Here is a 26423-nt window from a genome sequence, read left to right as displayed (position 1 = left end):
TCCGTGGCGCGACGAGGGCCGGGAGGGCGAACATGCCGGACGTGACGACGGGCGACACGGGTGCGCGCAGGCGCGGCTACCTGCTGTGGGCGGTTGCGGCTCTTGCGTACGCCGTCGACCTCGGGACCAAGCTGGCGGTGGTCGCGAAGCTCGAAGGGCGTACGACCGTGTCCGTGCTCGGGGACTGGCTCGTGCTGCGGGTCCAGCGCAACCCCGGCGCCGCCTTCGGCATGGGGGAGGCGACGACGATCGTCTTCACCGTGATCGCCGCGGCCGTGGCCGTCGTCGTGGTCCGCTACTCACGCCGCCTGGCGAGCACCCCGTGGGCCGTCGCCCTCGGCCTGCTCCTCGGCGGCGCCCTCGGCAACCTGACCGACCGCCTCTTCCGCGCCCCGGGCGACTTCCAGGGCGCGGTGGTCGACTTCATCGCCGTCCGGGACTTCAGCGTGATGAACCTGGCCGACTGGGCGATCACCGGCGGCTGCGCGCTGGCGGTGGTGCTGTCGTTCCGGAGTTCGCCGATGACGGTCACGGCCGGTGCGGGGGCGCGGGCGCCCCGGGCGTAGCGGGCCGTCGTGCGGTCTGTCGGCGGCGTCCACAGCCTGTGAACGAAGAGACGGCCGCGTTTCCTCGCTACGGCAGCGGCGGGTTCATCGGCTGCGGTCCGTGGCCGGCGAGGTAGAGCTTCATGGCGCACTGGTCTTCCGCCTCGATGAACACCTGCTGCCCCCAGTGGGCACTGAGGCGGTGCGCGACGTCGACCAGTCGGCGGCGTTCCTCCGGCGAGTACGCGGGGAACCGGACCCAGCCCCGTTCGGAGACGGCGTTGCCGAGATCGCTGAACAGTACCGCTCGCGCGCGCTGTTCTTCCTCGTCGGTCAGCGGCGTGGGGCCGCCTTCCGGCGACTGCACACGGACGTTGTACAGGTCTCGGACCACTGGCTTCTCGCAATTCGCCGGGGCTGTTCCGCAGAGACTACCGACGCGGCCGGCGCGTCCCCCGAGTCGGGTGAAAACAAGGTGCGCGGGGACCGATGGCCTCGGCAGGATGCCCGGCGTGACTCACATGCCGAGCAGTGCCGTGCCCTCTCCTGCGGTCCTCGACGCCTTCGGTGTGAAGGGCGCCGCCGTCCCGCTGGCGGGTGGGCAGGGGCGGAGCGTTCGCGTCGGGGGGTTCGTGTTCAAGCCTGCCGAGGGCACCGACGACGAGGTCGAGTGGGCGGCTTCCCTGTTCGAGCAGCTCGCATCCGGCCATGGGTTCCGCGTTCCGCTGCCGTTGCGGGCCGCCGACGGGCGGAGCGTCGTGGACGGCTGGACCGCCGGCGAGTTCCTGACCGGTCAGTCCGGACCGGAGGGTCACTGGACCGGTGTGCTCGATGCCGGCCGCGCCTTCCACGAGGCTCTGCGAGGTGTGCCCCGCCCCGAGTTCCTTGGCCAACACTCCCACCCGTGGGCCGTGGCCGACCGGGTCGCGTGGGGCGAGCAGGGCATCGATGTGATCGACGACCTCGCCGTACCGTTCTCGCATCTGCTGGAGCTGCGGCGCCCCCTTGCGCAGGACTCCGCTCAGCTCATCCACGGCGACCTCACGGGCAACGTCCTGTTCGCTCCGGACCAGGCGCCCGTCGTGATCGACTTCTCCCCGTACTGGCGGCCGCCGATGTTCGCCGAGGCGATCGTGGTGGCGGACGGGCTGCTGTGGTTCGACCTTCCGCCCGACCTGTTGACGGCCCGCGGCGACCACCCCGACTGGCCGCAGATGCTGATCCGCGCCCTGATCTTCAGGCTCGTCGCGCACAGCGAGAGTGCGGGTCCGCCGGGGCGGGCTCAGCCGGGCGAGGCGGAACGGCACGCGAGGGCGGCCGAGGTGGTGGTGAGGCGGCTGGCGCCGTTCTCCCAGGGCTTCCGCCGGTGGTGAACCCCGGCCCGGCGCCGCCCGACGCGGACTACCGTCCGTCCCATGACGACGGTCACCACGCGCACGGTCACGTACCCGGCCGACGGTCTGACGATGGTCGGCCACCTCGCGCTCCCGGCCGGCACCGGCCGCCGGCCCGCCGTGCTGCTGGGGCCGGAGGGCATGGGGCTCAGCGACGTCGAGCGGCGCCGGGCCGACGCCCTTGCCGAACTCGGCTACGTCACCCTGGCCTTCGACCTCCACGGCGGGCGGTACCTGGGCGAACCGGCGGAGATGCTGGCCCGTTGCCTGCCGCTGCTCGACGACCCCGACCGGATGCGGGGCATCGGCCACGCGGCGCTCGACGTGCTGCGCGCCGAACCGAGGGCCGACCCCGACCGGATCGCCGCCATCGGCTACGGCACCGGCGGCATGATCGCGCTGGAACTGGGGCGTGACGGCGCCGACCTGCGTGCGATCGGGACCGTCAACGGACTGGGCACCGGCCGCCCGGGCGAGGCCGCGCGCATCCGCTGTCCGGTGTGGGCCGGGGTCGGCTCGGAGGACCCGATCATGGCGCCCGCGCAACGGGACGCGTTCACGGCCGAGATGCGGTCGGCGGGCGTCGACTGGCGCTTCGTGGTCTACGGCGGCGCCCTGCACGCGTTCCACCATCCGCCGGTCGACCACACGACCCTCCCCGGCGTCGGCCACCACCCACGGCACGCGGAGCGCGCCTGGCGCGATGTCGTGGACCTGCTGGCCGAGTGCCTGCCGGTGCCGGAATGACGGGTTACTCCACCGCCGCCCGGAGCCGCCGCGGGGCGAGCGACGCACCCGACCTCGTCGCGGACGAACCCTTCAGGCTCGGCCTCATCGATCTCCGGCAGGCGGCCCGCGCCCTGTTCGCAACGCGGCCGCTTCATGCGCGATCTCCGCGAGGACGCGGCACTCATCACCGCGGAGGAGATCGCCGAACTTCTCGAGGGCGGCTGGCGGGAACGGAGGGCTGCGACTTGGCTGGTGGCCGTCTCGGGCCGGACCGAATTCCGTGAGCGCCTCGGCGAACTCCTGCTGGCCGGCGAGGTCTGCTGCGTCGGCGTGGCCTACAGCGTGGCCCTGGCCGGTTTCGGAACGGAGCGCGACGCGGATCTGCTCGCCGCCTACCTCGACCGCTATCTCCGGCGCCCTGATCTCGGGTACGACCAGGCCGTCGTCATGGGCGCTTTTCAGTACGTCGACCTGAACCTCGGAGGCGGACGGGCCGACCGCTTCCGGCAACCGGAGGGCCTGTGGCAGCGGTGGCTCCAGGACGCGCCACACATGCGGGGCCGCCCGGACCCCACCCCCCACTTCCTGAGCGTCATGCGCCGACTCTGCGCGTGGGTCGAGGAATGCGGCGAGGGCGAAGACGGACGCCGGTAGGTCGGTGGCCGGATCACCGCGAAGGGGTTGCGGGGGGCCCGGTCGTCGGGCCTGCGGGGCGGCGGGGATCATGGCCCCCACATACGGGTTTACGGAGGGGGCGCCGGTGTTCGGCAAAGTGGGGCGGATGGTGCGGAACCTGGAGGCGACCGGGGTCGGGCTCGTGCCGGATCACGCGGTCGTCGTGGGCGCGCCCGACGCGCGGGCCGTCGAGCCGCTGGCCGCCGCCCGGCAGGGGGCGTACGAGCCGGTGCGCGCGCTGCTCGCCGCCACGCGCGCGGAGGGGGACTGGGTGCTCCGGCACGAGGTCGTCACCGCGCTCGCCGGGATGGACGCGGGCTGGCCGGAGGACCCCGACGCGCTGGTCGTGGAGGCGTTCCGGCGTATCGAAGAGGCGTGGGAGGTCCGCACGGCCGCGCGTGCCAAGGACGTGAGCGAGGAGCAGTACCGGGCCTTCCGCACGCTGCTGGACGACGCGCTGCCCGTCATCGAGGCGGCCGTCGAGGCGAGCCCCGGCGACCCGGTGCCGTGGTCCGCGGTCCTGCCCCACTGCATCGGTGCCCAGGCGCCGCGCGACGTCTTCGAGGAGTGCCTGGGGCAAGCGCTCGCCTGCGCGCCGCACCACCTGCCCACCCATGTGCACGCCATCCAGTACCTCTCCGCCAAGTGGCACGGCAGCCATGAGGAGATGTTCGCCTACGCGGCCCGCGTCGCCGCCGACGCGCCGGAGGGCTCACCCCTCCGCGCCCTGGAGGTCGTGGCCCTGACCGAGGTCGTCCCGAGGGAGGCGAAGCGGGGGGTCCCCGGCGCCGACCGGGCCGACGCGATCATCGCCGCCGCGCAGGCGTACTCCGCCTCGCGCCCGCCCGAGGACCACGCCGCGCGGCTGATCCGCAACCACCTGGTGTGGGCGCTGAACGGGCGCGAACGCTGGGCCGAATCGCTGGACGTCTACCGCTCCATCGGGCGGTACGCCACCGCGCACCCCTGGGTCTACATGGGCGAGCCCCTGGAGGCGTTCCGGGAGGTCCGGGAGGGCGCCCGCGCCGGTCTCGCCGCCTCCATCCCCCGTAACGGCACTGTCCCCGCCCCCGCCGTGCCCCTGCCGTCCTCCGCGAATGCGCAGGCGGCCCACGAGATCGCGTACGTGCCCGGCCCGCCGCAGCGCGTCTCGCAGGAGCTGCTGCTGTGCGGGGCCACCGTGCGGCTCGCCCCGGCCGGGCGGTGGACGTTGATGGAGTCGGCCCCCTCGGAGGAGGCGCCGGGCAAGCGCGGGCGGCGGGCGTCGGTGCTGCGGCTCGACGGGCTGGCGGCGGTGGCGGAGAGCGCCTTCGACTCCGCCGGGATGACCACGCTGGTCGCCCGGCGCGAGGGGGACGACGCGTGCGTCCTGTCCGTCGTCGCCAAGGGCCGGACGGCTGCCCGGCACCGGTGGGCGGGGCCCGGCGCTTCGCCCTCCCAGGAGACCGCGCGCCGGCACGCGGACCTGCTCGTCGGCGCGGCCGGTCAGGGCGACGCCCGGGAGATCGCGCGGCTGCTGCGCGACCCGGGCGACCCGTCGCAGCTCCTGATCCGCACCCTGACCGCGCTCGGCCTCCCGCCGCTCCCGGTCGGATTCGGCGAGCGCGCGGAGGTCCTGGCCGATGCGCGGGGCGCCACGGTGCACCGGGCGCGGTCGCTGTGGCAGGGCATGAAGGACTTCATGAGCGACGAGACCGACCCGAATCCGCCGTTGCAGCTGGACGGGCGGTGATCCCTCCGGGTTACGAGGGAAGCGCCGCGCCCCGGTAGACGCGGTCGAGCAGGCGGAACAGCGGGGCGTCGTAACGCGCCAGCTCGGCGCGGGTGTTGATGTCGTTGTGGACGCCGTCGCCGCCGGGGCGGCCCTCGTAGTTCACGTCGAAGTAGCTCTGGATGCCCTCGGCCCAGTACTCGCTGGTGTTGCTGATGGCGTACGTGTTGGCCCAGCGGCCGGACGCGCGGGCCTGGTCGTACGCGCTCTGCAACTCGCCGGTGAAGGCCGGGTCGATGTGCCGGAGGCCCATGTCCGCCACCGAGTGGCCGAATTCGTGCACGAAGACGTTCTCCCGGCCCTGGTTGTCCGCGAGGTTCGCCTCGGTGCCCACGGACACCGGCAGGTAGTCGGTGGCGCCCATCCCCGCCCAGTAGCGGTCGTCGAGCGAGGTCCCGAACGCCGCGCGCACCTCGGGGACCGAACTCATCCGCTCGTTCCGGGCGGTGATCACCACACGGAGGTTGCGGCGGTCCAGCTCCCCGACCGGGTAGTACGGCCAGGTGCGGACCAGGGCCTCCAGCTGGCGGGCCGCCTTGAGCAGCGTGGAGTCGGAGACCTGCGCGGAGCCCAGGACCGCGAGGGAGGCGCCGGTGTTGACGTCCCTGGGGCCCTCCACGTACTTCGCGTACCAACCGGTGTCGAGCCGGAAGCGGTTCACCACGGCCTGGGGCACGGGGCTCTGGACGGTGGCCGCCGCCGTCGTTATGGGGGTCGCCGCGGACGCCGGACCGGCGCCGGCCAGCAGCGCGGGCAGGAGTGCGGCGGCCACGAGCAGGGCCCGGCCCCGGCGGCGGGCGGGGTTCGGTTTCCGTACGGTCGCGAGGCTCATCCTGCGCCCTTTCGGGTGGGGGGAGGCGGGATCGTGGGAGCGCGCCCACGCCATTGTGGGGTGGGTCGGCCGTTACGGGAAGGGTGCGCGTACAACGTTGTACGTAAAGGGAGTTGGGGCTCTGCGGCGAACCCCGGGAGACTGGGCGGCATGGATGAGGTCGAGGTCGTCGTAGCCCACTCCGAGCGGACGACGCTGCGCGTCGGGGACATGTTCCTGAAGGTGGACGCGCAGCGGGAGCGGATCGCCGTGGAGGCCGAGGCGTTGGCGCTGGCGCCGGTCCCGACGCCGGAGGTGTTGTGGCGGAAGCCGTCCGTGCTGGCGCTCGCGGCCGTCCCCGGCACCGCCCTGGGCCGCCTCGGGGAGCCGTCGCCCGCCTCCCCGGAGGCGTGGGCCGCGGCGGGAGCCGCGATCCGGACCCTGCACGGGGCACCGTTGCCGCCGTGGCCCGGGCGGAGCGCGGACGGCCTGACGGCCGAGCTGGAGCGGGAGTGCGACTGGCTCCTCGCGCACGAGGTCCTGCCCGCCGAGCTGGTCACCCGCAACCGCCGGATCGCGGAGGCGGCGCTGCGGCCGTGGGAGCCGGTGTTCGTGCACGGCGACTTGCAGATCACGCATGTGTTCACCGGCGGCGACGACGAGGTCACCGGCATCATCGACTGGTCCGAGGCGGCGCGGGGGGACGCGCTCTTCGACCTCGCCACGCTGACGCTCGGGCACGAGGAGCGCCTGGGCGACCTCCTCGCCGGGTACGGCACCGACGTGGATACGGACATCGTCCGCGCCTGGTGGTCGCTGCGCAGCCTCACCGCGTACCGCTGGCTGGTCCAGCACGGCTTCGACCCGGGGGCGCCGGGGTGCGAGCTGGATGTGCTGAGGGCGGCGAGTTGACGGCTTACGCCTGCGGCCCGGGGCCGTCCGGGTCCGCCGGATCGGCCGGGCGGAACCGGCCCGTGCTTCCGCCGATCAGCACCGCTCCCAGGCCGTACAGGAGGTGCGGTGCACCGGGCCCGCGAGCAGGCCCTCGCGGTCGTAGTGGCGGAGGGCGTGGACGCTGAGGCCGGTGCGGTCGGACACCTCGCCGATGCTCAGGGTGCCGGTGGTGGTCGCCATGCCGGGGAGCGTGGGACTTGATCTAGAGCGAGCTCCAGCTCGTAACGTCGTCTCCATGACCAGCACCGCACAGCAGCCCATCGGCTCGCCCTTCTCCGCCGCCAGCACCGCCCAGGACGTCACCGCCGGGCTCGACCTCTCCGGCCGGAACGCCGTCGTGACCGGCGGCTACTCCGGGCTCGGGCTCGAAACGACCCGCGCGCTCGTCGCCGCCGGGGCGCGGGTGGTCGTGCCCGCGCGGCGGCCCGAGGCCGCCCGCGCCGCGCTCGACGGGGTGGGCGGTGACGTCGAGGTCGTCGCCATGGACCTGGCCGACCTCGGGTCCGTACGGGCGGCGGCCGCGCACATCCGCGCGTCGCTGACCACGCTCGACCTGCTCTTCGCCACCGCCGGGGTGATGGCCACCCCGGAGCGGCGCGTCGGGCCCGGGTGGGAGGGCCAGTTCGCGGCGAACCACTTCGGGCACTTCGCCCTGACCTGCGAGCTGTACCCGCTCCTCGCCGCCGGTGACGGGGCGCGCGTCGTGGTCTACAGCTCCGCCGGACACGGCATCACGGACATCCGCCGCCACGATCCGCACTTCCGCACCGGCTACGACAAGTGGCAGGCGTACGGCCAGTCCAAGACCGCCAACGTGCTCTTCGCGGTGCACCTCGACGCGCTCGGCCGGGGCGACGGCGTGCGGGCCTTCGCGCTCCACCCCGGGGCGATCATCACCGGCTTGCAGCGGGACATGACGCTCCAGGAGCAGATCGACAGGGGCTGGGTGGACGAGCACGGCAACGTGGTCGGCGAGGGCTTCAAGTCCCCGTCCCAGGGCGCCGCCACCGGCCTGTGGGCGGCCACCTCACCCCTCCTGGCCGACCGGGGCGGCCTCTACCTGGAGGACTGCGAGGTCGCCCGCCTCCACGACCCCGCATCGCCCGAGAGCGGCGGCGTGCGCCCGTACGCCGTCGATCCGGAGGCGGCGGCCCGGCTGTGGGAGGTCTCGGTGGCGGCGACGGGGGCCGCGCCGATCGGCCGGTGACCTACGTTGGGGGACATGAACTCCAAACGATGGGCAATCGGCGGGGACTTGGGCGTCGCCCGGGTCGGCTACGGCGCGATGAAGCTGACGGGGTGGCCCCGGGGCGAGCGGCCCGACCGCGACGCGGCCCTCGGCATTCTGCGGCGCGCGGTCGAGCTGGGCGTCAACCACATCGACACCTCGAACTACTACGCGCGCGACGGGGTTTCGGCCAACGAGCTGATCCGGTCCGCGCTGCACCCCTACCCGGACGACCTGGTGATCGTCACCAAGGTCGGCGCCCTGGTCGAGGGCCCGGACATCGCGCGGCCGGTCGCCGAACAGCGCGGTCTCACCCCGGACGGCCTGCGGCGCGGGGTCGAGGCGAACCTGACGTCGCTCGGCCTGGACCGGCTCGACGTGGTCAACCTGCGCCTGGGCGACCGGGGTCATGAGGACGCCCCGCTCGACGGCCCCCTCGCGACGCTGCTGGCCCTGCGCGACGAGGGCCTGATCCGGCACATCGGCATCTCCAACGTGTCGCTCGACCAGTTCACGCAGGCGCGCGAGCTGGCGCCGATCGCCTGTGTGCAGAACGCGTACAACATCGCGCGCCGCGACGACGACCCCTGGTCGACGCCTGCGCCGAAGCCGGTGTCGCCTATGTGCCGTTCTATCCGGTCGGCGGCTTCCAGCCCCTGACCGCCGAACGCCTCGAAGCCGTCGCCAAGCGCCACGAGACCACCGTCCCGCAGGTGGCGCTCGCCTGGCTGCTGGCCCGGTCGCCGAACATCCTGCTCATCCCCGGCACCGGCTCCCCGGCCCACCTGGAGGAGAACATCGCGGCGGGCGAACTGCGGCTGAGCGCGGAGGACCTGGCGAGCCTGGGCTGACGGCGGGCGGTCGGCCGTACGCGGACGACGCGCCCGGGCCGGTCATCCGGACATCGTCCGGCAATTCCTCGACGGGCGTACGGGCCGGGCCCGCTGAGCAAAATCATGCAAGCGCGCTTGATTGTTCCCGGTCCTGCTGCCACGCTCGACGCGACCGCCGGCAGAGAAGGAGATCGCGGATGAGCCCGCTCGCCCCGCCCGCCCGTACGCGCGGCGTCACCACGCTCACGCTCGACTCGCCCGCCAACCGCAACGCCCTCAGCGCCGGGCTCGTCGCCGGTCTCGCGGAGGCGCTGGAGGCGTGCGCGGCCGACGACTCCGTGCGGGCCGTCGTGCTCACCCACACCGGGACCACCTTCTGCGCGGGCGCCGACCTGCGGGCCCCGGCCGATCCGCACGACTTCGTGGCCCTGATGCGGCGGATCGTCGCGCTGCCGAAGCCCGTGGTGGCCCGGGTCGACGGACATGTGCGGGCCGGAGGGCTCGGGCTGCTCGCCGCCTGCGACATCTCCGTCGCCGGGACCGGGTCGACCTTCGCGCTCACCGAGGCGCGGCTCGGCCTCGCGCCCGCCGTGATCTCGATGCCGCTGCTCCCGCGCATCGACCCGCGCGCCGCCGCCCGCTACTACCTGACCGGCGAGAAGTTCCACGCGGACGAGGCCGAGCGCATCGGCCTCGTCACGATGGCCGCCGACGACGTGGACGGCTCGCTCGACGGCGTACTGGACGCTCTGCGGCGGGCGTCCCCGCAGGGGCTGGCGGAGTCCAAGGCGCTGGTCACGGCTACTGTGCTGGAGAATTTCGACCAGCACGCCGAAGACCTCATCGCCCGCTCCGCCCGGCTCTTCGCCTCCGACGAGGCCCGGGAGGGGATGACGGCCTTCCTCGAACGACGGGACCCCGCATGGGCGTTGTGACACCGGGCGGCAGCAGCCCGGGCCCCAAACAGGACCGCAGCCGCGCCACCCGCCGGCGCCTCCTGGAGGCCGCGGTGGCCTGCCTCGCCGAGCACGGCTGGGCCGGGTCCACGGTCGCCGTCGTCGCGGAGCGGGCCGGGGTCTCACGGGGTGCGGCGCAGCACCACTTCCCCACCCGCGAGGACCTGTTCACCGCTGCCGTCGAATACGTCGCCGAGGAACGCTCCGCCGCCCTGCGCGCCGTTCCCGACCAGGACCGCGCCGCCGTCGTCGCCGCCCTGGTCGACCTCTACACCGGGCCCCTCTTCCGCGCCGCCCTCCAGCTCTGGGTCGCCGCCTCCAACGAGGAGCAACTGCGGCCCCGGGTGACGGAGTTGGAGGCCCGGGTCGGCCGCGAGACGCACCGCATCGCCGTCCACCTCCTGCGCGCCGACGAGACGAGGCCCGGGGTGCGGGAGACCGTGCAGGGGCTGCTCGACATGGCCCGGGGGCTCGGCCTCGCCAACGTCCTCACCGACGACACCGCCCGCCGCCGCAAGGTGGTCGCCCAGTGGGGGCGCTGCTGGACGAGGCCCTGGGCTGAACGGGCCGGGCGCGGAAACGCCTTGGTGTCCGCGGAGCGCCCGGATAGGGTCCGCACCATGACCAGCAGCCCCACGCCCCCCTTCCCCCGGCACGTCCGACTCACCGGTGAGGGGCTCGTCCTGCGCGACTGGACCGAGGACGACCTCGCCGCCATGCCGGACCTGTTCGACCACCCGGACATCGCGTACTGGACGCCGATCGTCTCGCCGTTCGACGCCGAGGCCGCCCGCGCCCGGCTGGCCAGGGACCGGCAGCTCAGGGCGGACGGCATCGCGCTCCTGCTCGCCATCACGCTCGACGGCGGCGCCCCGCTCGGCGAGGTCATGCTGCGGCGCGCCCCCGAGGGCACGGAGCTGGGTTACGCGGTCGGCCCCGCGCACCGAGGGCAGGGGCTCGCCGGGCGGGCGGTGCGGGTGATGGCCGCGTACGCCTTCGAGGAGCTGGGCGTCGACCGGGTCATCCTGGAACTGGAGGCGGAGAACGCGGCCAGCGTCGCCGTCGCCACCGCGAACGGCTTCCGGCTGCTCGGCGTACCGCTCATCGAGGGCGAGGAGAAGGGGCGGCCCTACGCCCTCCAGACCTGGGCGCTCGACCGGGCCTGAGCCCCCGCCCCGGCCCGTCAGCCCGGCCCTCGTCAGCCCGCCCCCTCAGCCCGCCGCGGCCCCGGCCTCCGCCTGCACCGCCGCCGCCCCCGGCCCCGTACCGCCCTCCGGTACCGGGGCCGGCACGGCGAGACCCACCCGCAGCAGCCCGCGTCCGGCCGCCCAGGTCCCGCGCAGCAGCTCCGGGAACGGCGGCCCGCCCGGCACCGGGCCGCCCGGCACCCGCGCGGTGAACGTGCCGTCCACCGACAGGGCCACCTCCGCGTCCAGGAACCCCAGCGGCAGCCCGGTCAGCGGGTGCCACGCCTTGTACACGGCCTCCTTCACGCAGAACACCAGCCGGTCCCACGCCACCGGCGCCCCCGCGCGCGCCAACTCCGCGACGGCCTCGATCTCCCCGGCGTTCAGCACCCGCCGGTCCACCCCGTAGGGCAGCGGCGCGTCCGGCTCCGCGTCGATCCCGACCGCCCGGAACGCCCCGGCGGGCGCGACGGCGGCGGCCCGGTAGCCCACGCAGTGCGTCAGGCTGCCCACCAGGCCCTCCGGCCACGCGGGCCCGTCGCGCCCCTGCCGTACCAGCGGGGCGGCCTCCCGGCCCAACTGCCGCATGGCCTCGCGGGCGCAGCCCCGTACGGTCGTGAACTCGCGCCGCCGCTCCTCGACCACGTCCGCGATCAGTGCCTCCTCCTCCGGGAAGAGGCGCATCCCGGCCGCGTCCCCCGTGTCACCGAAGGACTCGACCAGGACCACTCCGGCGGGCAGGCTGAGCATGGGCGTTCCCTCGGGGTCGGGGGCGGGGTACGGGCCACGAGGGCGTGTCCGTCAGTGCGGTGTCTCGAACTCTGCCTGCCTTACAGCGTGTTCAGCTCCGCGTACCCCGCGACCTCGCGCGGGCTCCGCGCGCCCGGGCCCACGTAACGCGCCGACGGGCGCACCAGGCGGCCCGTCCGCTTCTGCTCCAGGATGTGCGCCGACCAGCCCGCCGTACGGGCGCAGGTGAACATCGACGTGAACATGGGCGCCGGTACCTCGGCGAAGTCCAGCATGATCGCCGCCCAGAACTCCACGTTCGTCGCGAGCACCCGGTCCGGGCGCCGCGCGTGCAGCTCCTCCAGCGCCGCCTTCTCCAGCGCCCGCGCCACCTCGTACCGGGGTGCACCCAGCTCCTCGGCGGTGCGCCGCAGGACACGGGCGCGCGGGTCCTCGGCGCGGTAGACGCGGTGGCCGAAGCCCATCAGCCGCTCGCCCTTGTCCAGCGCCTTCTTCACGTAGGCCGTGGCGTCCCCGGTCCGCTCGATCTCCTCGATCATGCCGAGGACCCGGGACGGGGCGCCGCCGTGCAGCGGGCCCGACATGGCGCCCACCGCGCCGGACAGCGCGGCCGCCACGTCGGCGCCGGTCGAGGCGATGACCCGGGCGGTGAAGGTGGACGCGTTCATGCCGTGCTCGGCGGCGGACGTCCAGTACGCGTCGACGGCCTTCACATGGCGCGGGTCCGGCTCGCCGCGCCAGCGGATCATGAACCGCTCCACGACGGACTCCGCCTTGTCGATCTCCCGCTGCGGGACCATCGGCACACCCTGTCCGCGCGCCGACTGGGCCACGTACGACAGCGCCATCACGGCGGCCCGCGCCAGGTTCTCGCGGGCGGTCTCCGCGTCGATGTCGAGCAGCGGTTTCAGCCCCCAGACCGGGGCGAGCATCGCCAGCGCGGCCTGCACGTCGACCCGGACGTCCCCGGAGTGCACCGGGAGCGGAAACGGTTCGGCGGGCGGCAGACCGGGCTCGAACGCCCCGTCCACCAGCAGCCCCCACACATGCCCGAAGGAGACGTGACCGACCAGTTCCTCGATGTCGACGCCCCGGTACCGGAGCGAACCGCCTTCCTTGTCGGGTTCGGCGATTTCCGTCTCGAACGCGACGACTCCTTCGAGTCCGGGTACGAAGTCGGACATCAGGCGGCTCCCTCGGTTCGACGGTTGCGCCGGGCGGACCTCCTGCCCGTCCGGCCGCTGCGGCAGGATGGCACCGTGCCCACCCCAGACTCCTCCTTCGATTCCACCACCGATCCGGCCGCGATGCGCGAGCAATACCGATCCGAGACCTTCACCGAGGACTCGCTCGCGCCCGACCCGATGGACCAGTTCGCGCGCTGGTTCCGCCAAGTCGCCGCCGGAGGCATGCTCCACGAGCCGAACGCCATGGTGGTCTCCACGGCGACCCCCGAGGGCCGCCCCTCCTCCCGCACGGTGCTGCTGAAGATGTACGACGCGCGCGGCTTCGTCTTCTTCACCAACTACGGCTCCCGCAAGGGCCGCGAGCTGACGGCCAACCCGTATGTCTCGCTGCTCTTCCCCTGGCACCCGCTGGCCCGCCAGGTCATCGTCACCGGCACGGCGGCCCGCGTCGCGCGCGAGGAGACCGTCGCCTACTTCCGCACCCGCCCGCACGGCTCCCAGCTCGGCGCCTGGGCGAGCGAGCAGTCCACGGTGATCGGCAGCCGCGAGGAGCTGACCGCCCGCTACGAGGAGTTGTCGGCCCGCTACCCGGAGGGCGAGAAGGTCCCGGCGCCCCCGCACTGGGGCGGCTTCCGCGTGGTCCCCGAGACGATCGAGTTCTGGCAGGGCCACGAGAACCGGCTCCACGACCGGCTGCGTTACGTCCGCGAGGGCGGCGAGGAAGGCAAGTGGCGCGTCGAGCGCCTGTGCCCGTAGAGCCGTACCGGGCGTACGGGTCCGGGAAAAGCAGAACCCGCAGGCTCTGGTCCCTCCTTGCGGAGGAGCCGGCCGGATCTACCGGCGAGCCTGCGGGTCGGTGACTGCTTGGGTTTCGGCGGACAGCCCGCCGAGGTGCACGAAGTGCGACGACGGGCTGTCAGCCCGCAGCCACCTCACGAATCCGATAAGACTGCACTTTTCGGATCACCTCCTTTCGCGTGTACAGCCACCTTAGGAACCGCCCGCGGGCCCGGGCAAGCGAATTAACCGCGGACCTATTTCCGGGAAAGTCGCTGTGCCCCGGGTCACGTTCGAGTTCAATGGTCTGACGTGCGGCTATGGCGGACACGTCTCGCAGGGGGTCCGGGATGAGCGCTTCCACGAGCAGGGGACGGCCGGTGCCATTCCCGGGGCGGAGCTGCTGGCGGCGCTCCTCGACGGGATGGACGCGGCGCTCTGCGCCTTCGACGCGGACGGCACCGTCACCCACTGGAACCGCGAGGCCGAACGCGTCCTCGGCTGGTCCGCCGACGAGGCCGTGGGCCGGCCCGGCCTGGCCGGCTGGGCGGTGCGCCGGGCCGACGCGGACGAGGTGCAGGGGCGGCTGATGGCGGTGATGGACGCGCCGGGGCGCCAGGTCCACGAGTTCGCGCTGCTGCGCAAGGACGGCGGCCGGGTCCTGGTGCGCACCCAGTCCGCCGGGGTCCGGGGCGCGGACGGCAAGCCGGCCGGGGTGTACTGCGCGTTCAGCGAGGTCCACGCCCAGATCGACCTGGAACGGGCCATCGCGCTCAGCGAGGCCCTGTTCGAGGACGCCTCCTGGGGCGTCGTCCTGGTCGACGTGGACCTGCGCCCCACCGTCGTCAACGCCCATGCCGCCCGCGCCCTGGGCGGCGGCCGTACGACGATGCTGGGGCGGCCGCTCGGCGAGCTGATCGCCCAGGGGGTCGAGGAGCTGGAGGGCGCCCTTCAGCACGTCCTCGCCGAGGGGGCGCCGGACGCGCCGCCCGCCGAGCTGTGGGTGACGCTGCGCGGCGGTGAGGGCACCCGCCGTCGCTGCTGGCGCAGCGGCTTCCTGCGGCTGGCGTCCCCGCTCACCGAGGAGCCCGTGCCGCTGGGCGCCGGCTGGGTCTTCCAGGACGTCACGGACGCCCGGCTCGCCGCCCAGGAGGCGGACCGGCTCCGCTTCCGCTCCAACCAGCTGCACCGCGCCTCGCGGTCCGCCGCGGAGTGCGAGGACCCGATGGAGGCCGCGATGGCGTCGCTCGACTTCGCGCTGGCCGGGTTCGCGGACCACGCGCTGGTCGACCTGGTGGCGGGGGAGCGGCTGGTCCGGGCGGCGGCCACCCCGGCGGACGCCCCGGGCCCCTGCCTCCCGGTGGCGGGCGGCGGCATCCCCTTGCGGTACGCGCCGGGCCACCCGGCCCTCCAGGCGGTGGACCGCACCGGCTCGGTGCGTACGTCGGCGGGAGCGGGCCGTACGGACGGCGAGTGGGCCCGGCAGCGGCAGTGGCCCCCGGACGCGGTCCACGCCCTCTCCACGGTCCTGCGCAGCCGCGGCCGCACCCTGGGCGTGGTGACGTTCCTCCGCTCCGCGCACCGCGCCGCGTTCGAACGCCCGGACGCGATGTACGCGGAGAGCGTGGCGGCCCGGGTGGCCGCGTCGGTGGACCTGCACCTGTCGAGCCCGTCCGGCGATTGAGGACGGAACCGGTGCCGCCGGGAAACGGCACCTCACGGACCGGGAAGCCCGGGTGCCCCGTAAGCCTCAGTGCCGGTAGAAGATCCGGTCCGCGTACTGCGTCATCACGCGCCCGTTCCACTCGTGGCCGCCGTCCACGTTCCCCGACCGCAGCAGCGGGGGCTCGATCCCCCGCTCCAGCAACCGCTCCGCCGCCGCGGCCATCATGCTCTGCATGATCGCGCTGGTGACCACCGTGGACGCCGGCGCGAACGGCGCCTCGATGCCGTCCACCTCCAGCTCCGCGTCGCCGATCGCGATCTTGCTGTCGAGGACGATGTCGCAGTGGTCCCGCAGGAAGCCGCCCGAGCTGTGCCGGGACCGGGTGTTCTCCGCGTACGCGACCGAGGTGACGCCGATGACCTTCAGGCCCAGCGCGCGGGCGTTGAGCGCCATCTCGACGGGCAGCGCGTTGCGCCCGGAGAGCGAGATGATCACGAGGACGTCGCCGGACTTCGCGGGGCTGGAGTCGAGCACCGCGCCCGCGAGGCCGTCCACCCGTTCCAGGGCCGAGCCGAGGGTCGCGGGCATGACGTCCACGCCGAGGGCCCCGGGGACGACCATGAGGTTCATCAGGGCGAGCCCGCCCGCGCGGTAGACGACGTCCTGCGCGGCGAGCGAGGAGTGCCCGGCGCCGAAGGCGAAGAGCCGGCCGCCCGCCTCGACGGTGTCGGCGATGGCGGCACCGGCGGCCGCGATGTTCCCGGCCTCCTCGTCCCGCACCCTCCCCAGCAGGCCGATCGCCGCATCGAAGAACTGACCGGCCAGCTTGCTTTCGCTCATCGGGGAGGACCTTTCCGGCGGGGTGGGATGTCCAGGGGGCGTCCGTAACGCCGATCACGTTGCGGTCTGGACCAGTGGCCTGTCAATACCGCACGGCCCCGGTGACGACGGCGCGGCACGGTTCCGCGCGCGATGCGTCAGAATTGATGCCAGGGCCAGCGCACGATTGCATCGAGGGGCACGAATGTCCGGACTGATCGACACCACGGAGATGTATCTCCGCACCATCCTCGAACTCGAAGAGGAAGGCGTGGTCCCCATGCGCGCCCGGATCGCGGAACGGCTGGACCAGAGCGGTCCGACCGTGAGCCAGACCGTGGCGCGCATGGAGCGCGACGGCCTGGTGCAGGTCGCGGGGGACCGGCACCTGGAGCTGACGGAGGAGGGCCGCCGCCTGGCGACCCGCGTCATGCGCAAGCACCGGCTGGCCGAGTGCCTGCTGGTCGACGTGATCGGCCTGGAGTGGGAGCAGGTCCACGCCGAGGCGTGTCGGTGGGAACACGTCATGAGCGAGGCGGTCGAGCGCCGGGTGCTGGAGCTGCTCCGCCACCCGACGGAGTCGCCGTACGGGAATCCGATCCCGGGTCTGGAGGAGCTGGGCGAGAGCGCCGAGGCCGACCCGTTCCTCGACGAGGGCATGGTCAGCCTGTCCGATCTCGACCCGGGCAGCGACGGCAAGACGGTGGTGGTCCGCCGGATCGGGGAGCCGATCCAGACGGACGCCCAGCTGATGTACACGCTGCGGCGGGCGGGCGTACAGCCCGGCTCCGTGGTCAGCGTGACCCAGTCGCCCGGCGGGGTGCTGGTCGGCAGCAGCGGCGAGGCGGCGGAGCTGGACTCCGAGATCGCCTCGCACGTCTTCGTGGCGAAGAAGTAGACCCGCCTTCCGGGAGACCGGGCACCGGCAGCCGCCGGTGCCCGGTTTCTCTTTTTCCGTCCGGTTCTCTTTTTCCGTCCGGAACCGCAGCGCTCCGGCGCGGACCGTGCCAGGCTGTGGCGGAGGGGTGGCTGAGCGTGTCGGCCACCGCCCCGCCGCCGGGAGGGGAGCTGCGATGCACCCGCCGTACGCAGACAAGCGGATGGCCCCGGCGCCGCAAGGCGCCGGGGCCTGTCCCTCCCTGTGCCCGACCTGGAGCCCCGAGCTCCCTAGGTCGGTCCCGCGAGCCCTCATCCCCGAGTGGCCCGCCTCCCGCAGAAGATCTCCCCGCCGCTGCCGCCGTCAATCCTGGGAAGCAGTCACTCGAACGAGCGGTGTTGGCCGGCAGATCCCGGTTTTCGAATAAAGGTTCGATAGTCTGGCCGACACGACCACCCGGTGTCTCAGGGAGAGAAGGGGGTGCCAGAAGCTATGGCGCGGCGCATCGAAGTGACCGGATCGGACGGCGTACGCCTCGCGGCCTGGGAGTTCGCCGACCCGCCCCGCGCGGGCGCGGACGGCGCCCCCGCCCCCGCCGTGTTACTGCTGCACGGACTGATGGGCCGGGCCTCGCACTGGGCGCCCGTCGCCGGCTGGCTCGCCGAGCGGCACCGCCCGGTCGGCCTCGACCAGCGCGGCCACGGCGACAGCGGGAAGCCGGCCGAAGGCCCCTACACCCGCGACGCCTACGTGGCGGACGCCGAGGCGGTCATCGAACAGCTGGGGCTCGCCCCCGTCACCCTCGTCGGCCACTCCATGGGAGCGCTCACCGCCTGGCAGCTCGCCGCCAAGCGCCCCGACCTGGTGCGCGCGCTCGTCGTCTGCGACATGCGCGCCTCCGCGCTCGGCGCGGCCTCGCAGCGCGAGTGGGAGGACTGGTTCGGGAGCTGGCCGCTCCCCTTCGCCTCGCCCGAAGCCGTGCGGCGGTGGTTCGGCGAGGAGGACCCCTGGGCGGAGGGCCCCAGCCCGTCCCGGGGCGCGTTCTACGCCGAGGTGATGGCCGAGCGGGACGGCGGCTGGTGGCCCGTGTTCTCCCGCCGCCAGATGCTGGAGTCCCGCGCCACCTGGGTGTTCGACGCGCACTGGGAGGAGCTGGCCCAGGTCCGCTGCCCGACGCTGGTGCTGCGCGGCCTGGACGGCGAGCTGGGCCGGGCGGAGGCCCAGGAGATGGTCCGGGTGCTGCCGCGCGGTCAGTACGCCGAGGTGGCCGACGCCGGCCACCTCGTGCACTTCGACCAGCCGGAGGGCTGGCGCGCCGCGGTCGAACCCTTCCTCGAACAGCTCTCCGAGGACGCCCGGGGCGACCGCGAGCCCGTATCCCCGTAAGCCGTCCCCGTAAGCCGGCCCGCACTCCCGCTCAGCCCTTGCTGACCGCCGTCAGGATCTCCGGCAGCCGCAGGGCCATGCGCGGGGCCGCGAGGCGCAGGCCGCCCCAGGCGATCAGTGCCCCGTACACCGCGCCGACCGGCAGCAGCAGCCACAGCAGGTCCGTGCGGTCGGTGACGTGCAGGGTGATCGTCAGGGCGATCACCGGGGCGCTCAGCAGGGCCGCCGAGACCATGCCGCCGAGGATGGAGATCCAGGCGAGCCCGGCCTGCCCGGGCGCCACGTTCTTGAACGCCCCCTCCTGCGGAATCGAGTACGGGAAGTTCACCGAGGCCACCGCGCCCGTCGCCAGCATCGCGCCCAGCAGCGCGAACGACAGCCCGACCACCCCCGGCAGCACCTTCCAGTCGCCGAGCAGCGCCGCCGTCACCACCGCCACGAGCACCGTGTACGGCAGGGTGACCAGCAGCAGCGCCAGGGCGCGGGCGCGCAGTTCCAGGTACGCGTCCCGGGGCGAGGAGATCGTCTGGGCGACCATCCAGAACGCGGAGGTGTCCTGCCCGAACTGGTTGTACATCTGCATGCCGAGCATCCCCGCGGCGAAGCAGGCGAAGTACACCGTGCCCTGGCCCTGGAGGGCGTTGATCAGCGGCACGATCAGCCCGATGGCCAGCGCGGTCACCCAGGCGGCCTTGGTCTTCGGGTCCCGTGCCACGTACCGCAGGAACCGCTGCATCACCGTGCCGGTGCGGTCCTCGGGGAGCAGCGCCCACAGGCCCGCCCCGATCCGCCCGGACCTCTCGCGGTCCGGCCCGGCGGCGGCGGTCGTGGAACCGTCCGGCGCGGTCATCAGCTTCGTCAGGCTGCGCTGCCACAGCCACAGCAGCACCACCAGCGCGGCCGCCGCGATCAGCAGCTGGGCGGCGGCCCGCCCGTACGCCCCCTGGGCGGCGGAGTCGACGGACCCCACGGCCGAGGCGGGCGGCAGCCAGCGCACCACGTCGGCCGCCGGGTCGAGCGGGGCGAGCCCGCCGGTCCGGCCGAGGCGCTGGGCGCCGAAGTTGACGACCTGGATGCCCACCGCGATCAGCAGGCCGCTGAGGACCGCCAGGTCCCGGCCCTTGCGCGAGGTCAGCAGCCGGGTGTTGGCGGCGGCCACCGCGCGGGCCAGGGCCACGCAGACGAGCAGGGTCAGCGGGACGGCGAGCACCGCGAAGACCACCGCGCCCGCCCCGTGGGCCAGCGCGGCCACCGACCCGGCCGCCAGGCACAGCGTGAACAGCGGGCCGAGCCCGATCAGCGAGGAGACCAGCAGCGCGACGATGAGCGGCCGGGGCCGCAGCGGCAGCATCACCAGCCGGGTCGGGTCCAGGGTCTCGTCCCCGGCCGAGAAGAACAGCGGCATCACGGCCCAGCCGAGCGCCAGGACCCCGGCGAGCAGCACCACCAGCGAGGCCGCGTGGTCGTGGCCGCGCAGCAGGACGAGCCCCAGCATCAGCCCGGCAGCGGCGAGCAGGGCGCCCACGACCGAGACCAGATAGACGGCCTTCCGCCCGGAGGACTGGCGCAGCCCGTTGCGGAGCAGGGCCAGCTTGAGCCGCGCGAATACGGGGATCAGCGCCGCGGCACCGGTCGCGGCCCCGGTCCGGGGCCGGTGCCGGCCGGGGCGTCGAGCACGCTCATCGGTCGCCGCCCAGCCAGTCCAGGGTCTCGCCGGTGTCGCGGTCGCCCGCGCCGACCAGCTCCAGGAACGCGTTCTGGAGGGAGGACGCCTCGCCGCGCACCTCGGCCAGGGGGCCCTGGGCGCGGATGGCACCGGCCGCCATGACGGCCACCCAGTCGCACAGCGACTCGACCAGCTCCATCACATGGCTGGAGAAGACGACGGTCGCCCCGGACCGCGTGTAGCGCTCCAGGACCTTGCGGATGGTCTGCGCCGAGACGGGGTCGACGCCCTCGAACGGCTCGTCCAGGAAGAGGACTTCGGGGTTGTGCAGCAGGGCGGCGGCGAGCCCGATCTTCTTGCGCATCCCGGTCGAGTAGTCGATGACCAGCTTGTGCTGGGAGCCCGCCAGGTCCAGCACGTCGAGCAGCTGGGTGGCCCTGCTGTCCACCTCGTGCCCCGGCAGCCCGCGCAACCGGCCGGTGTAGGCGAGGAGTTCGCGGCCGGACAGCCGCTCGAAGAGCCGCAGGCCCTCGGGCAGGACCCCGATCCGGGACTTCACCTCGACCGGGTCGCCCCAGACGTCGCGCCCGCCGATCTCGATCCGCCCCTGATCGGGCCGGAGCAGACCGGTGACCATCGAGAGCGTGGTGGTCTTCCCCGCCCCGTTGGGCCCCACCAGGCCGATGAACCTGCCCGCGGGCAGCTCCAGATCGATGCCGGCGACCGCGGTCTGCTCGCCGAACCGTTTCCACAGCCCCTGGACGCGCACCGCGGGCGGTGCCGCCCGCGGCAGGTCTGTTCCGTCGTCTTGCATCCGGTCCGGCATCTGCACGCCTTTCGAAGTCCCCGTACGTACGCGGGGACCACCCTACGAAAGGCGCTTCTGGCGCGTGTCGGCCGCCGCGCGCCCGCAGGCGTACGCGAGCGGCCCGATCAGCTCCTCGACCTCGGGCAGCCAGCGGTTGGCGGTCGTGGGGGAGCGGGCCCACTGCACCGCGCCGACCCCGCCGACCCGGGTCGGCGGCGCGACGACGTAACCGCCCTCGCCGACCCCGCGCAGGCCGATCGACGCGGCGTTCCACCCGGCCCGGCGGACCAGGTCGTCCGCCTTCGCGGCGGCGCCGGGCAGCACGAAGAACTGCATGCGGCGGTCCGGGGTGCGGGTGACCGGGCCGAGCGGCAGGCTCATCCGCTCCATCCGGGCGAGCGCCAGGAAGCCCGCCGACTCCGGCACGTCCACGGCGTCGAACGCGCGCCCGGTGGGCAGCAGCACCGCCGCCCCCGGCCGCTGGGTCCACATCCGGCGGGCCGCCGCGCCGCTGCCGGTGGCGCCGTCCGCCCAGCCCTCCCCGGTGGGATGGGCGCCGGGCGCGGCGCACGCCTCCTCGCCGCACGAGCACCGGCGGCCGCCGCCGGACGGCTCCAGCCAGGTGCCCGGGCACACGTCCCAGTGCCTCTCCTCCGTGTACCGCACGGCGGCGTCGAGCAGCTGCTCCACGCGCTGCCGGGGGACCTGTGCGGCTTCCATGACTCCGATGGGCTCTTCCACGTCCGGCTCAACTACGGGCTTCACGAAGAGTTACGGCCGCCCGGTGCGCGGTTCCGCATACGGGGCGCACGGATGCACGGGCGGGGGCGCGTGGGAGAGGCACGGGCCCGGGGCGGGTAGCTGGTTACGGGACGTCCGGCCGGTGTCGTCCCGTGCGGTCCGGCGCGGCATTTTAGTGACCGGCCGTGACGAATGAGGTAAGTCGCGCGGAAAGTGACCAACACGATGAATCGGCGCATTTCTCAGTCATATGTCGGGCAGTGATCCCGCCACCTATCACTGCGGCCTCAGGGGGACACACATGGCAGCCAGGCCACTCGTCGCACGTCAGCCGAACGAACGGCTCCAGGCGCTCATCCAGGAAGCCGGATGCTCCAACGCGGGCCTGGCCCGCCGGGTCAACATGGTCGGCGCCGAACGCGGCCTCGACCTCCGCTACGACAAGACCTCCGTGGCCCGCTGGCTGCGCGGCCAGCAGCCGCGCGGCCGGGCGCCGGGCACCATCGCCGAGGCGCTGGGCCGCAAGCTCGGCCGTACGGTCACGATCGACGAGATCGGCATGGCCAACGGCAAGAACCTCGCCTCGGGCGTCGGCCTCCAGTTCGCGCCGACGGTGATCGGGGCGATCGAGCAGGTCTGCGAGCTGTGGCGCAGCGACGTCGGCCGCCGCGACTTCCTCACCGGCTCGGCGGTCGCCTCGTCCGCGCTCGTGGAGCCCAGCCGCGACTGGCTGATCACCGGCGCCGACCCGCAGGTCGCCCGGGCCTCCGGGTCCCGGGTCGGGATGGCGGACGTGGAGGCGGTGCGGGCGACGACGGCCGCGCTGGTCGACCTCGACCACCGCTTCGGCAGCGGGCATGTGCGCCCGGTCCTCGTGCACTACCTCAACAGCGTGGTCTCCGGGCTCCTTTCGGGGGCGTACCGCGAATCGACGGGCCGTCAGCTCTTCGCCGCGGTCTCCCGGCTCACCGAACTCGCCGGCTACATGGCCATCGACACCGGTCAGCCGGGCCTGGCCCAGCGCTACTACATCCAAGCCCTGCGCCTCGCGCAGGCGGCGGGCGACCGGGCCTACGGCGGCTATGTGCTGGCCGCCTCGATGAGCCACCTCGCCGCCCAGCTCGGCAACCCGCGCGAGATCGCCCAGCTGGCGCGGGCCGCGCAGGAGGGGGCGCGCGGCCGGGTCACCCCGCGCGCGGAGGCGATGTTCTACGCGGCGGAGGCGCGCGGCCACGCGCTGCTCGGAGACGCCCGCACCTGCCTGGAGATCGCGGGCCGGGCCGAGGCCGCCCTGGAGCGGGCCGAGCCGGACAGCGGGGACGACCCGGACTGGATCGCCCACTTCGACCACGCCTACCTCGCGGACGAACTCGCCCACTGCCACCGGGACCTGGGGCAGGCGGAGGCCGCCGCGCGCCGGGCGAAGGAGTCCCTGGACGGCCACCCGGAGTCCCGCGCCCGGCGCCGCGGCATCGGCCTCGCGCTGCTGGCCACGGCCCAGGTGCAACTGCGCGAGGTGGAGCAGGCGTGCCACACGGGGACCCGGGCGATGGAGCTGCTCGGCACGGTGCGCTCGACCCGGGGCGCGGAGTATCTGGAGGACCTTCAGCAGCGCCTCCTGCCGTACGGGGACGAGCCCGCGGTACGCGAGTTCGGGGCGCGGCTGGAGCTCCAGGCGGCGTGAACCGGGGCGGGCCCCTGACCGCGTCTCACGAGGTCGCGGCGTTGCACCCTGTGTCACGGGTGTGCTGCGGACCACGGGCACTTGGCATACCGCGGTCGCCACCCGATAGCGTGAGCCGACGATTCCATAGTTGACACGCACGTAGGAGTCCCGGTGACACAGAGCGGACAGGGCGACGAGCAGCAGCACCCTGCTGTACGACCCGCGCACGAGGGTGTCGTGCTGCCCTCGGACGGCGGCGAGCCCTGGACGCCGGGCAGAGCGGCGGACCAGGCGGCCCCGGCCGGCGGCCGGCCGTGGGGGCAGTCGTGGGGCCCGGAGAACGGCGGGAACCAGGACGCGTACGGGCAGCCGCAGCAGCAGCCGTACCAGCAGCAGCCGGATCCGTACGGGCAGCAGCAGGGCGGGTACGGCCGGCAGGACGCGTACGGCGCCCCGTACGGCGGGAACCAGGGCGCCGCGCCCCTGCCGCCCGCGCAGCCGCTGCCGCCCGAGAGCGGCGCTCCCGGCGGGGACGCCGACGCCACGCAGTACATCGCGCCGATACCCGGCGGGCTGCCGCCGGAGAACCCCGCGGAGTCCACGCAGTTCCTGGGCCGCGCCGCGCAGGGCCCCCAGGGCGGCGGCGGGGACGCCGAGGCGACGCAGTACATCCCGCCGGTGCCCGGCGGCGCCCCGTACGGCATCCGGCCCGGGACGCCCGGCGAGCGGCAGCCGCCCGCCGAGTTCGACAACCTCTTCCGCAGCGACGAGCCCGAGGGCGCGACGCAGCAGATGCCCCGGTTCGACCCGGCCCAGCAGCAGCCCCCGTACCAGCAGCGCCCGCAGCAGCAGCCGTACCAGGCGGGCCCCCCGCCGCAGCAGGGCTTCCAGCAGCCGCCGCCCCCGTACAGCGGTCCGCAGGACGGGCCGGGGCTCGACGAGGGCGACGGCGGGCGGCGCAAGAAGTCCGGCGCGGTGCCGCTGATCGCGGCCGTCGTCGTCGGCTGCGCGGTGATCGGGCTCGGCGCCGGCGCGCTGATGAGCGGCGGCGACGACGACAAGGACGCCAAGCAGCCGGTGGCGTCCGCGAGTTCACCGGCCGCCGGGGAACCGTCCAAGGAGAAGGAACAGCCCGCCGCCGACCCGGCGAAGCCGCAGGCCGAGGAGTTGGACAAGCTCCTCGCGGACAGCAACAACAGCCGCGCGGCGGTGATCGGGGCGGTCGAGAAGACCAAGTCCTGCCGCGACCTGGACACGGCCGTCTCCGACCTCAAGGGCGCGGCCGAGCAGCGCCGCGACCTGGTCACCCGGCTCAAGGCGCTCTCCGTGGACAAGCTGCCGGACCACGACCGGCTGACCTCCGCGCTCACCCGGGCGTGGCAGGCGTCCGCGTCCGCCGACGACCACTACGCGGCCTGGGCGACGCAGGCCAAGAGCAAGAAGGTCTGCAAGCACGGCCACGCCAGGACCACCTCGCACACCCAGCAGGCGACCGTGAAGAGCGGCGAGGCCAGCAAGGCGAAGCAGGAGGCGGCCGCGCTGTGGAACAAGATCGCCCAGAAGTACGGGCTGACGACGCGCCAGGCGACCGCGCTCTGATCAGCGGGTCGCGCTGGCCTCGGCCATGGTCTCCGTGACGTCCACGAAGCCCTTGCGCGCCGCGACCAGCCGCCCGTCGCGCACCACCTGGAACGTCACCTCGGTGTTGACGACACGCGGGTAGGACCGGGAGCCGATCATGTCCTCGTAGCGCCAGCGCAGCGGGGGCGTGAGGCCCCCGGTGTCGGCGCGGACGCCTTGGCCGAGGGCCCGGGTGAGCTTCGCCGCGGTGATATCGGACTCGCGCATCGACTCGATGACCGACTTCAGCGCGGTGTACGCGATCCAGGTGGTCTGCACGCCCGTGTCGTCCGGGTCGATCCGGTTGTCGCCGAAGGCGTGCTCGCGGATCACCTTCCGCATCGGGTTCCACCTGGCGTCGCCCGGGGGCGGGTACCAGCCGGTGACGTACGCCCCCTCGAACGGGCTGTTCCGGCCGCCGGTGCGGTCGATGAGCGGCTGCCCCACGCTGCCGAGCACGGAGGCCACGCGCACGGCGGCACCCTCCGGTTCCAGCCGCCGGAACGAGTCGAAGAAGGTCTCCGTGCGGTCGCCCAGCACGGACGTCACGCAGCCGCCGGTCGCGCCCGCGCCGGACAGCGCGTGTTCCGCTTCCGCGTCGTACGAGGTGGCGCCCTCGGCGGCCGGTATGTCGAGCGGCGCGGGCCGCCCCGCCTCCTTGAGGCCGGTGCGCAGCAGCCATGCCTGGCTGTCGCCGGACAGGGTGTCCGGGCGCACCAGCGAGATCCGGTCGCAGTCGTGCGCCAGCTGCTCGGCGGTCCCGGCGAGCAGCGCGGACTGGCCCCCGGTCACCGGGTAGGCGGCATAGCTGCGGAACTCCTCCTCGGAGGCGCCGTAACCGCCGATGTACGGGATTCCGGCGACCTCCAGCGGGGCCATGTACGCCCGCCCGTGCCGGCTGTACGAGCCGACGACCGCGACCGCCTTCTCCTCGACGGCCTTGCGGGCGCAGTCCCCCGCGCCGGTCCAGGCGTCCTGTTCGTCACAGGTGAGGACGCGCAGCTCGTGCCCGTCGATCCCGCCCCGCGCGTTGATCCAGCGCTCGTACGCCTTGGCCATGGCGGTCATCCCGGCCATGTTCACGGCGTCCGGGCCGGAGGCGCCGCTCGGCGCCCAGGTCATGACGGTGACGCGCTCCCTGGAGTCCCCCGAACCCCCAGGGAGCGCGCCGCAGCCGGACAGCAGCAGGGCCCCGGCCGTCACCGCGCCGGTGAGCAGTCCGAAGGGGCGGGAGGGAAGGGGGCGTCGCCGTCCGGTCATGGACCGAGACCTTTCCCCGCCCCGGGTAACGCCGTGGTGTGGAGCCGTCAACGGCGGGTGACGTCACCGTGAACGCCGGGGGCCGGTCAAGGGCACCGAAAAGGGAACGTACGATCG

General features: G+C 74.0%; 23 protein-coding genes and 4 pseudogenes. 17 read left to right on the top strand and 10 right to left on the bottom strand.

What is annotated here, in order from left to right:
- The first annotated feature begins 32 nt into the window (after positions 1 to 32).
- Entirely contained in the window at positions 33 to 566 is a 534-nt protein-coding gene (gene lspA / locus NEH16_RS13675) for a signal peptidase II (protein ID WP_265542419.1), read from the top strand.
- A 67-nt stretch (positions 567 to 633) separates the two neighbouring features.
- Here lspA and NEH16_RS13670 read toward each other — a convergent pair whose 3' ends face one another.
- A complete protein-coding gene (locus tag NEH16_RS13670; protein ID WP_265542417.1) occupies positions 634 to 912 on the bottom strand; it encodes a hypothetical protein in 279 nt (92 codons plus the stop codon).
- Positions 913 to 1066: 154 nt separating this feature from the next.
- On the opposite strand from NEH16_RS13670, the gene NEH16_RS13665 reads away from it, so the two are divergent.
- The 4 genes from NEH16_RS13665 to NEH16_RS13650 all read left to right on the top strand — a co-directional run bounded on the left by NEH16_RS13665 (position 1067) and on the right by NEH16_RS13650 (position 5075).
- Positions 1067 to 1918 (top strand): aminoglycoside phosphotransferase, encoded by an 852-nt coding sequence (locus tag NEH16_RS13665; RefSeq protein WP_265547184.1) that lies wholly within the window; start codon positions 1067 to 1069, stop codon positions 1916 to 1918.
- A 42-nt stretch (positions 1919 to 1960) separates the two neighbouring features.
- Entirely contained in the window at positions 1961 to 2686 is a 726-nt protein-coding gene (locus tag NEH16_RS13660; RefSeq protein ID WP_265542415.1) for a dienelactone hydrolase family protein, read from the top strand.
- A gap of 90 nt (positions 2687 to 2776) precedes the next feature.
- On the top strand, positions 2777 to 3322 hold the full coding sequence (locus NEH16_RS13655) for a DUF6000 family protein (RefSeq protein WP_374215695.1): 546 nt from the start codon (positions 2777 to 2779) through the stop codon (positions 3320 to 3322).
- 127 nt (positions 3323 to 3449) lie between these two features.
- The gene (locus NEH16_RS13650; protein ID WP_265542411.1) at positions 3450 to 5075 is read left to right on the top strand and encodes a hypothetical protein; all 1626 of its coding nucleotides are present in this window, start codon (positions 3450 to 3452) and stop codon (positions 5073 to 5075) included.
- Positions 5076 to 5085: 10 nt separating this feature from the next.
- On the opposite strand, the gene NEH16_RS13645 is transcribed toward NEH16_RS13650, so the two are convergent.
- A complete protein-coding gene (locus NEH16_RS13645) occupies positions 5086 to 5946 on the bottom strand; it encodes a hypothetical protein (protein ID WP_265542409.1) in 861 nt (286 codons plus the stop codon).
- 150 nt (positions 5947 to 6096) lie between these two features.
- On the opposite strand from NEH16_RS13645, the gene NEH16_RS13640 reads away from it, so the two are divergent.
- Positions 6097 to 6837: a phosphotransferase family protein gene (locus NEH16_RS13640; RefSeq protein WP_265542407.1), complete on the top strand. Its 741-nt coding sequence runs from the start codon at positions 6097 to 6099 to the stop codon at positions 6835 to 6837.
- 99 nt (positions 6838 to 6936) lie between these two features.
- Here NEH16_RS13640 and NEH16_RS13635 read toward each other — a convergent pair.
- Positions 6937 to 7059: pseudogene (locus NEH16_RS13635) on the bottom strand (MerR family DNA-binding transcriptional regulator); the annotation flags it as partial.
- A gap of 55 nt (positions 7060 to 7114) precedes the next feature.
- On the opposite strand from NEH16_RS13635, the gene NEH16_RS13630 reads away from it, so the two are divergent.
- From NEH16_RS13630 to NEH16_RS13610, 5 genes and pseudogenes are all read left to right on the top strand, one after another.
- Positions 7115 to 8086, top strand: a complete 972-nt coding sequence (locus NEH16_RS13630) for an oxidoreductase (RefSeq protein ID WP_265542405.1) — start codon at positions 7115 to 7117, stop codon at positions 8084 to 8086.
- 15 nt (positions 8087 to 8101) lie between these two features.
- A pseudogene (locus tag NEH16_RS13625) lies at positions 8102 to 8958 on the top strand (oxidoreductase).
- A 179-nt stretch (positions 8959 to 9137) separates the two neighbouring features.
- The gene (locus NEH16_RS13620) at positions 9138 to 9875 is read left to right on the top strand and encodes an enoyl-CoA hydratase family protein (protein ID WP_265542403.1); all 738 of its coding nucleotides are present in this window, start codon (positions 9138 to 9140) and stop codon (positions 9873 to 9875) included.
- Positions 9863 to 10458, top strand: a pseudogene (locus NEH16_RS13615) (TetR/AcrR family transcriptional regulator). Before NEH16_RS13620 ends, NEH16_RS13615 begins: the two are co-directional and overlap by 13 nt.
- Before the next feature lie 58 nt (positions 10459 to 10516).
- A complete protein-coding gene (locus NEH16_RS13610; RefSeq protein WP_073964600.1) occupies positions 10517 to 11062 on the top strand; it encodes a GNAT family N-acetyltransferase in 546 nt (181 codons plus the stop codon).
- 45 nt (positions 11063 to 11107) lie between these two features.
- Here the strand turns inward: NEH16_RS13610 and NEH16_RS13605 are convergent, their stop codons facing one another.
- The gene (locus NEH16_RS13605) at positions 11108 to 11833 is read right to left on the bottom strand and encodes a 4'-phosphopantetheinyl transferase family protein (RefSeq protein ID WP_265542401.1); all 726 of its coding nucleotides are present in this window, start codon (positions 11831 to 11833) and stop codon (positions 11108 to 11110) included.
- Positions 11834 to 11913: 80 nt separating this feature from the next.
- Entirely contained in the window at positions 11914 to 13017 is a 1104-nt protein-coding gene (locus NEH16_RS13600) for a citrate synthase 2 (protein ID WP_265542399.1), read from the bottom strand.
- A 123-nt stretch (positions 13018 to 13140) separates the two neighbouring features.
- Between NEH16_RS13600 and pdxH the strand changes: the two genes are divergently transcribed.
- Positions 13141 to 13776, top strand: a complete 636-nt coding sequence (pdxH, locus tag NEH16_RS13595; protein ID WP_073964905.1) for a pyridoxamine 5'-phosphate oxidase — start codon at positions 13141 to 13143, stop codon at positions 13774 to 13776.
- 298 nt (positions 13777 to 14074) lie between these two features.
- Entirely contained in the window at positions 14075 to 15481 is a 1407-nt protein-coding gene (locus NEH16_RS13590) for a PAS domain-containing protein (RefSeq protein ID WP_430523750.1), read from the top strand.
- 66 nt (positions 15482 to 15547) lie between these two features.
- Here NEH16_RS13590 and NEH16_RS13585 read toward each other — a convergent pair whose 3' ends face one another.
- The gene (locus NEH16_RS13585) at positions 15548 to 16303 is read right to left on the bottom strand and encodes an SIS domain-containing protein (protein ID WP_073964596.1); all 756 of its coding nucleotides are present in this window, start codon (positions 16301 to 16303) and stop codon (positions 15548 to 15550) included.
- Positions 16304 to 16487: 184 nt separating this feature from the next.
- Between NEH16_RS13585 and NEH16_RS13580 the strand changes: the two genes are divergently transcribed.
- Together NEH16_RS13580 and NEH16_RS13575 are read left to right on the top strand one after the other, a co-directional pair.
- Positions 16488 to 17180 (top strand): metal-dependent transcriptional regulator, encoded by a 693-nt coding sequence (locus tag NEH16_RS13580; protein ID WP_073964595.1) that lies wholly within the window; start codon positions 16488 to 16490, stop codon positions 17178 to 17180.
- Between the two features lie 471 nt (positions 17181 to 17651).
- Positions 17652 to 18545 carry an alpha/beta fold hydrolase gene (locus NEH16_RS13575; RefSeq protein ID WP_265542395.1) on the top strand — a complete coding sequence of 298 codons (894 nt, stop codon included), beginning with the start codon at positions 17652 to 17654 and terminating at the stop codon, positions 18543 to 18545.
- A 31-nt stretch (positions 18546 to 18576) separates the two neighbouring features.
- Here NEH16_RS13575 and NEH16_RS13570 read toward each other — a convergent pair.
- From NEH16_RS13570 to NEH16_RS13560, 3 genes and pseudogenes are all read right to left on the bottom strand, one after another.
- A pseudogene (locus NEH16_RS13570) lies at positions 18577 to 20228 on the bottom strand (transporter).
- Complete coding sequence (locus NEH16_RS13565; protein ID WP_265542393.1) at positions 20225 to 21037, bottom strand: ABC transporter ATP-binding protein; 813 nt, start codon at positions 21035 to 21037, stop codon at positions 20225 to 20227. The pseudogene NEH16_RS13570 and the gene NEH16_RS13565 overlap by 4 nt, the downstream one beginning before the upstream one ends.
- A gap of 42 nt (positions 21038 to 21079) precedes the next feature.
- Positions 21080 to 21739 carry a bifunctional DNA primase/polymerase gene (locus NEH16_RS13560; protein WP_265542392.1) on the bottom strand — a complete coding sequence of 220 codons (660 nt, stop codon included), beginning with the start codon at positions 21737 to 21739 and terminating at the stop codon, positions 21080 to 21082.
- Positions 21740 to 22061: 322 nt separating this feature from the next.
- Here NEH16_RS13560 and NEH16_RS13555 point away from each other — a divergent pair, with 322 nt between their 5' ends.
- Together NEH16_RS13555 and NEH16_RS13550 are read left to right on the top strand one after the other, a co-directional pair.
- Positions 22062 to 23444, top strand: coding sequence for a transcriptional regulator (locus tag NEH16_RS13555; protein ID WP_265542391.1), 1383 nt, complete (start codon positions 22062 to 22064; stop codon positions 23442 to 23444).
- 219 nt (positions 23445 to 23663) lie between these two features.
- A complete protein-coding gene (locus tag NEH16_RS13550; RefSeq protein WP_374215696.1) occupies positions 23664 to 25025 on the top strand; it encodes a hypothetical protein in 1362 nt (453 codons plus the stop codon).
- Here the strand turns inward: NEH16_RS13550 and NEH16_RS13545 are convergent, their stop codons facing one another.
- Positions 25026 to 26306 (bottom strand): ABC transporter substrate-binding protein, encoded by a 1281-nt coding sequence (locus NEH16_RS13545; RefSeq protein WP_265542387.1) that lies wholly within the window; start codon positions 26304 to 26306, stop codon positions 25026 to 25028.
- Positions 26307 to 26423 lie beyond the last annotated feature (117 nt).

It is taken from the genome of Streptomyces drozdowiczii, assembly GCF_026167665.1.
In the GTDB taxonomy this organism is placed as follows: domain Bacteria; phylum Actinomycetota; class Actinomycetes; order Streptomycetales; family Streptomycetaceae; genus Streptomyces; species Streptomyces drozdowiczii_A.
The sequence above is the reverse complement of the archived record's forward strand: the minus strand, read 5'-3'. Positions and strand labels throughout refer to the sequence as shown.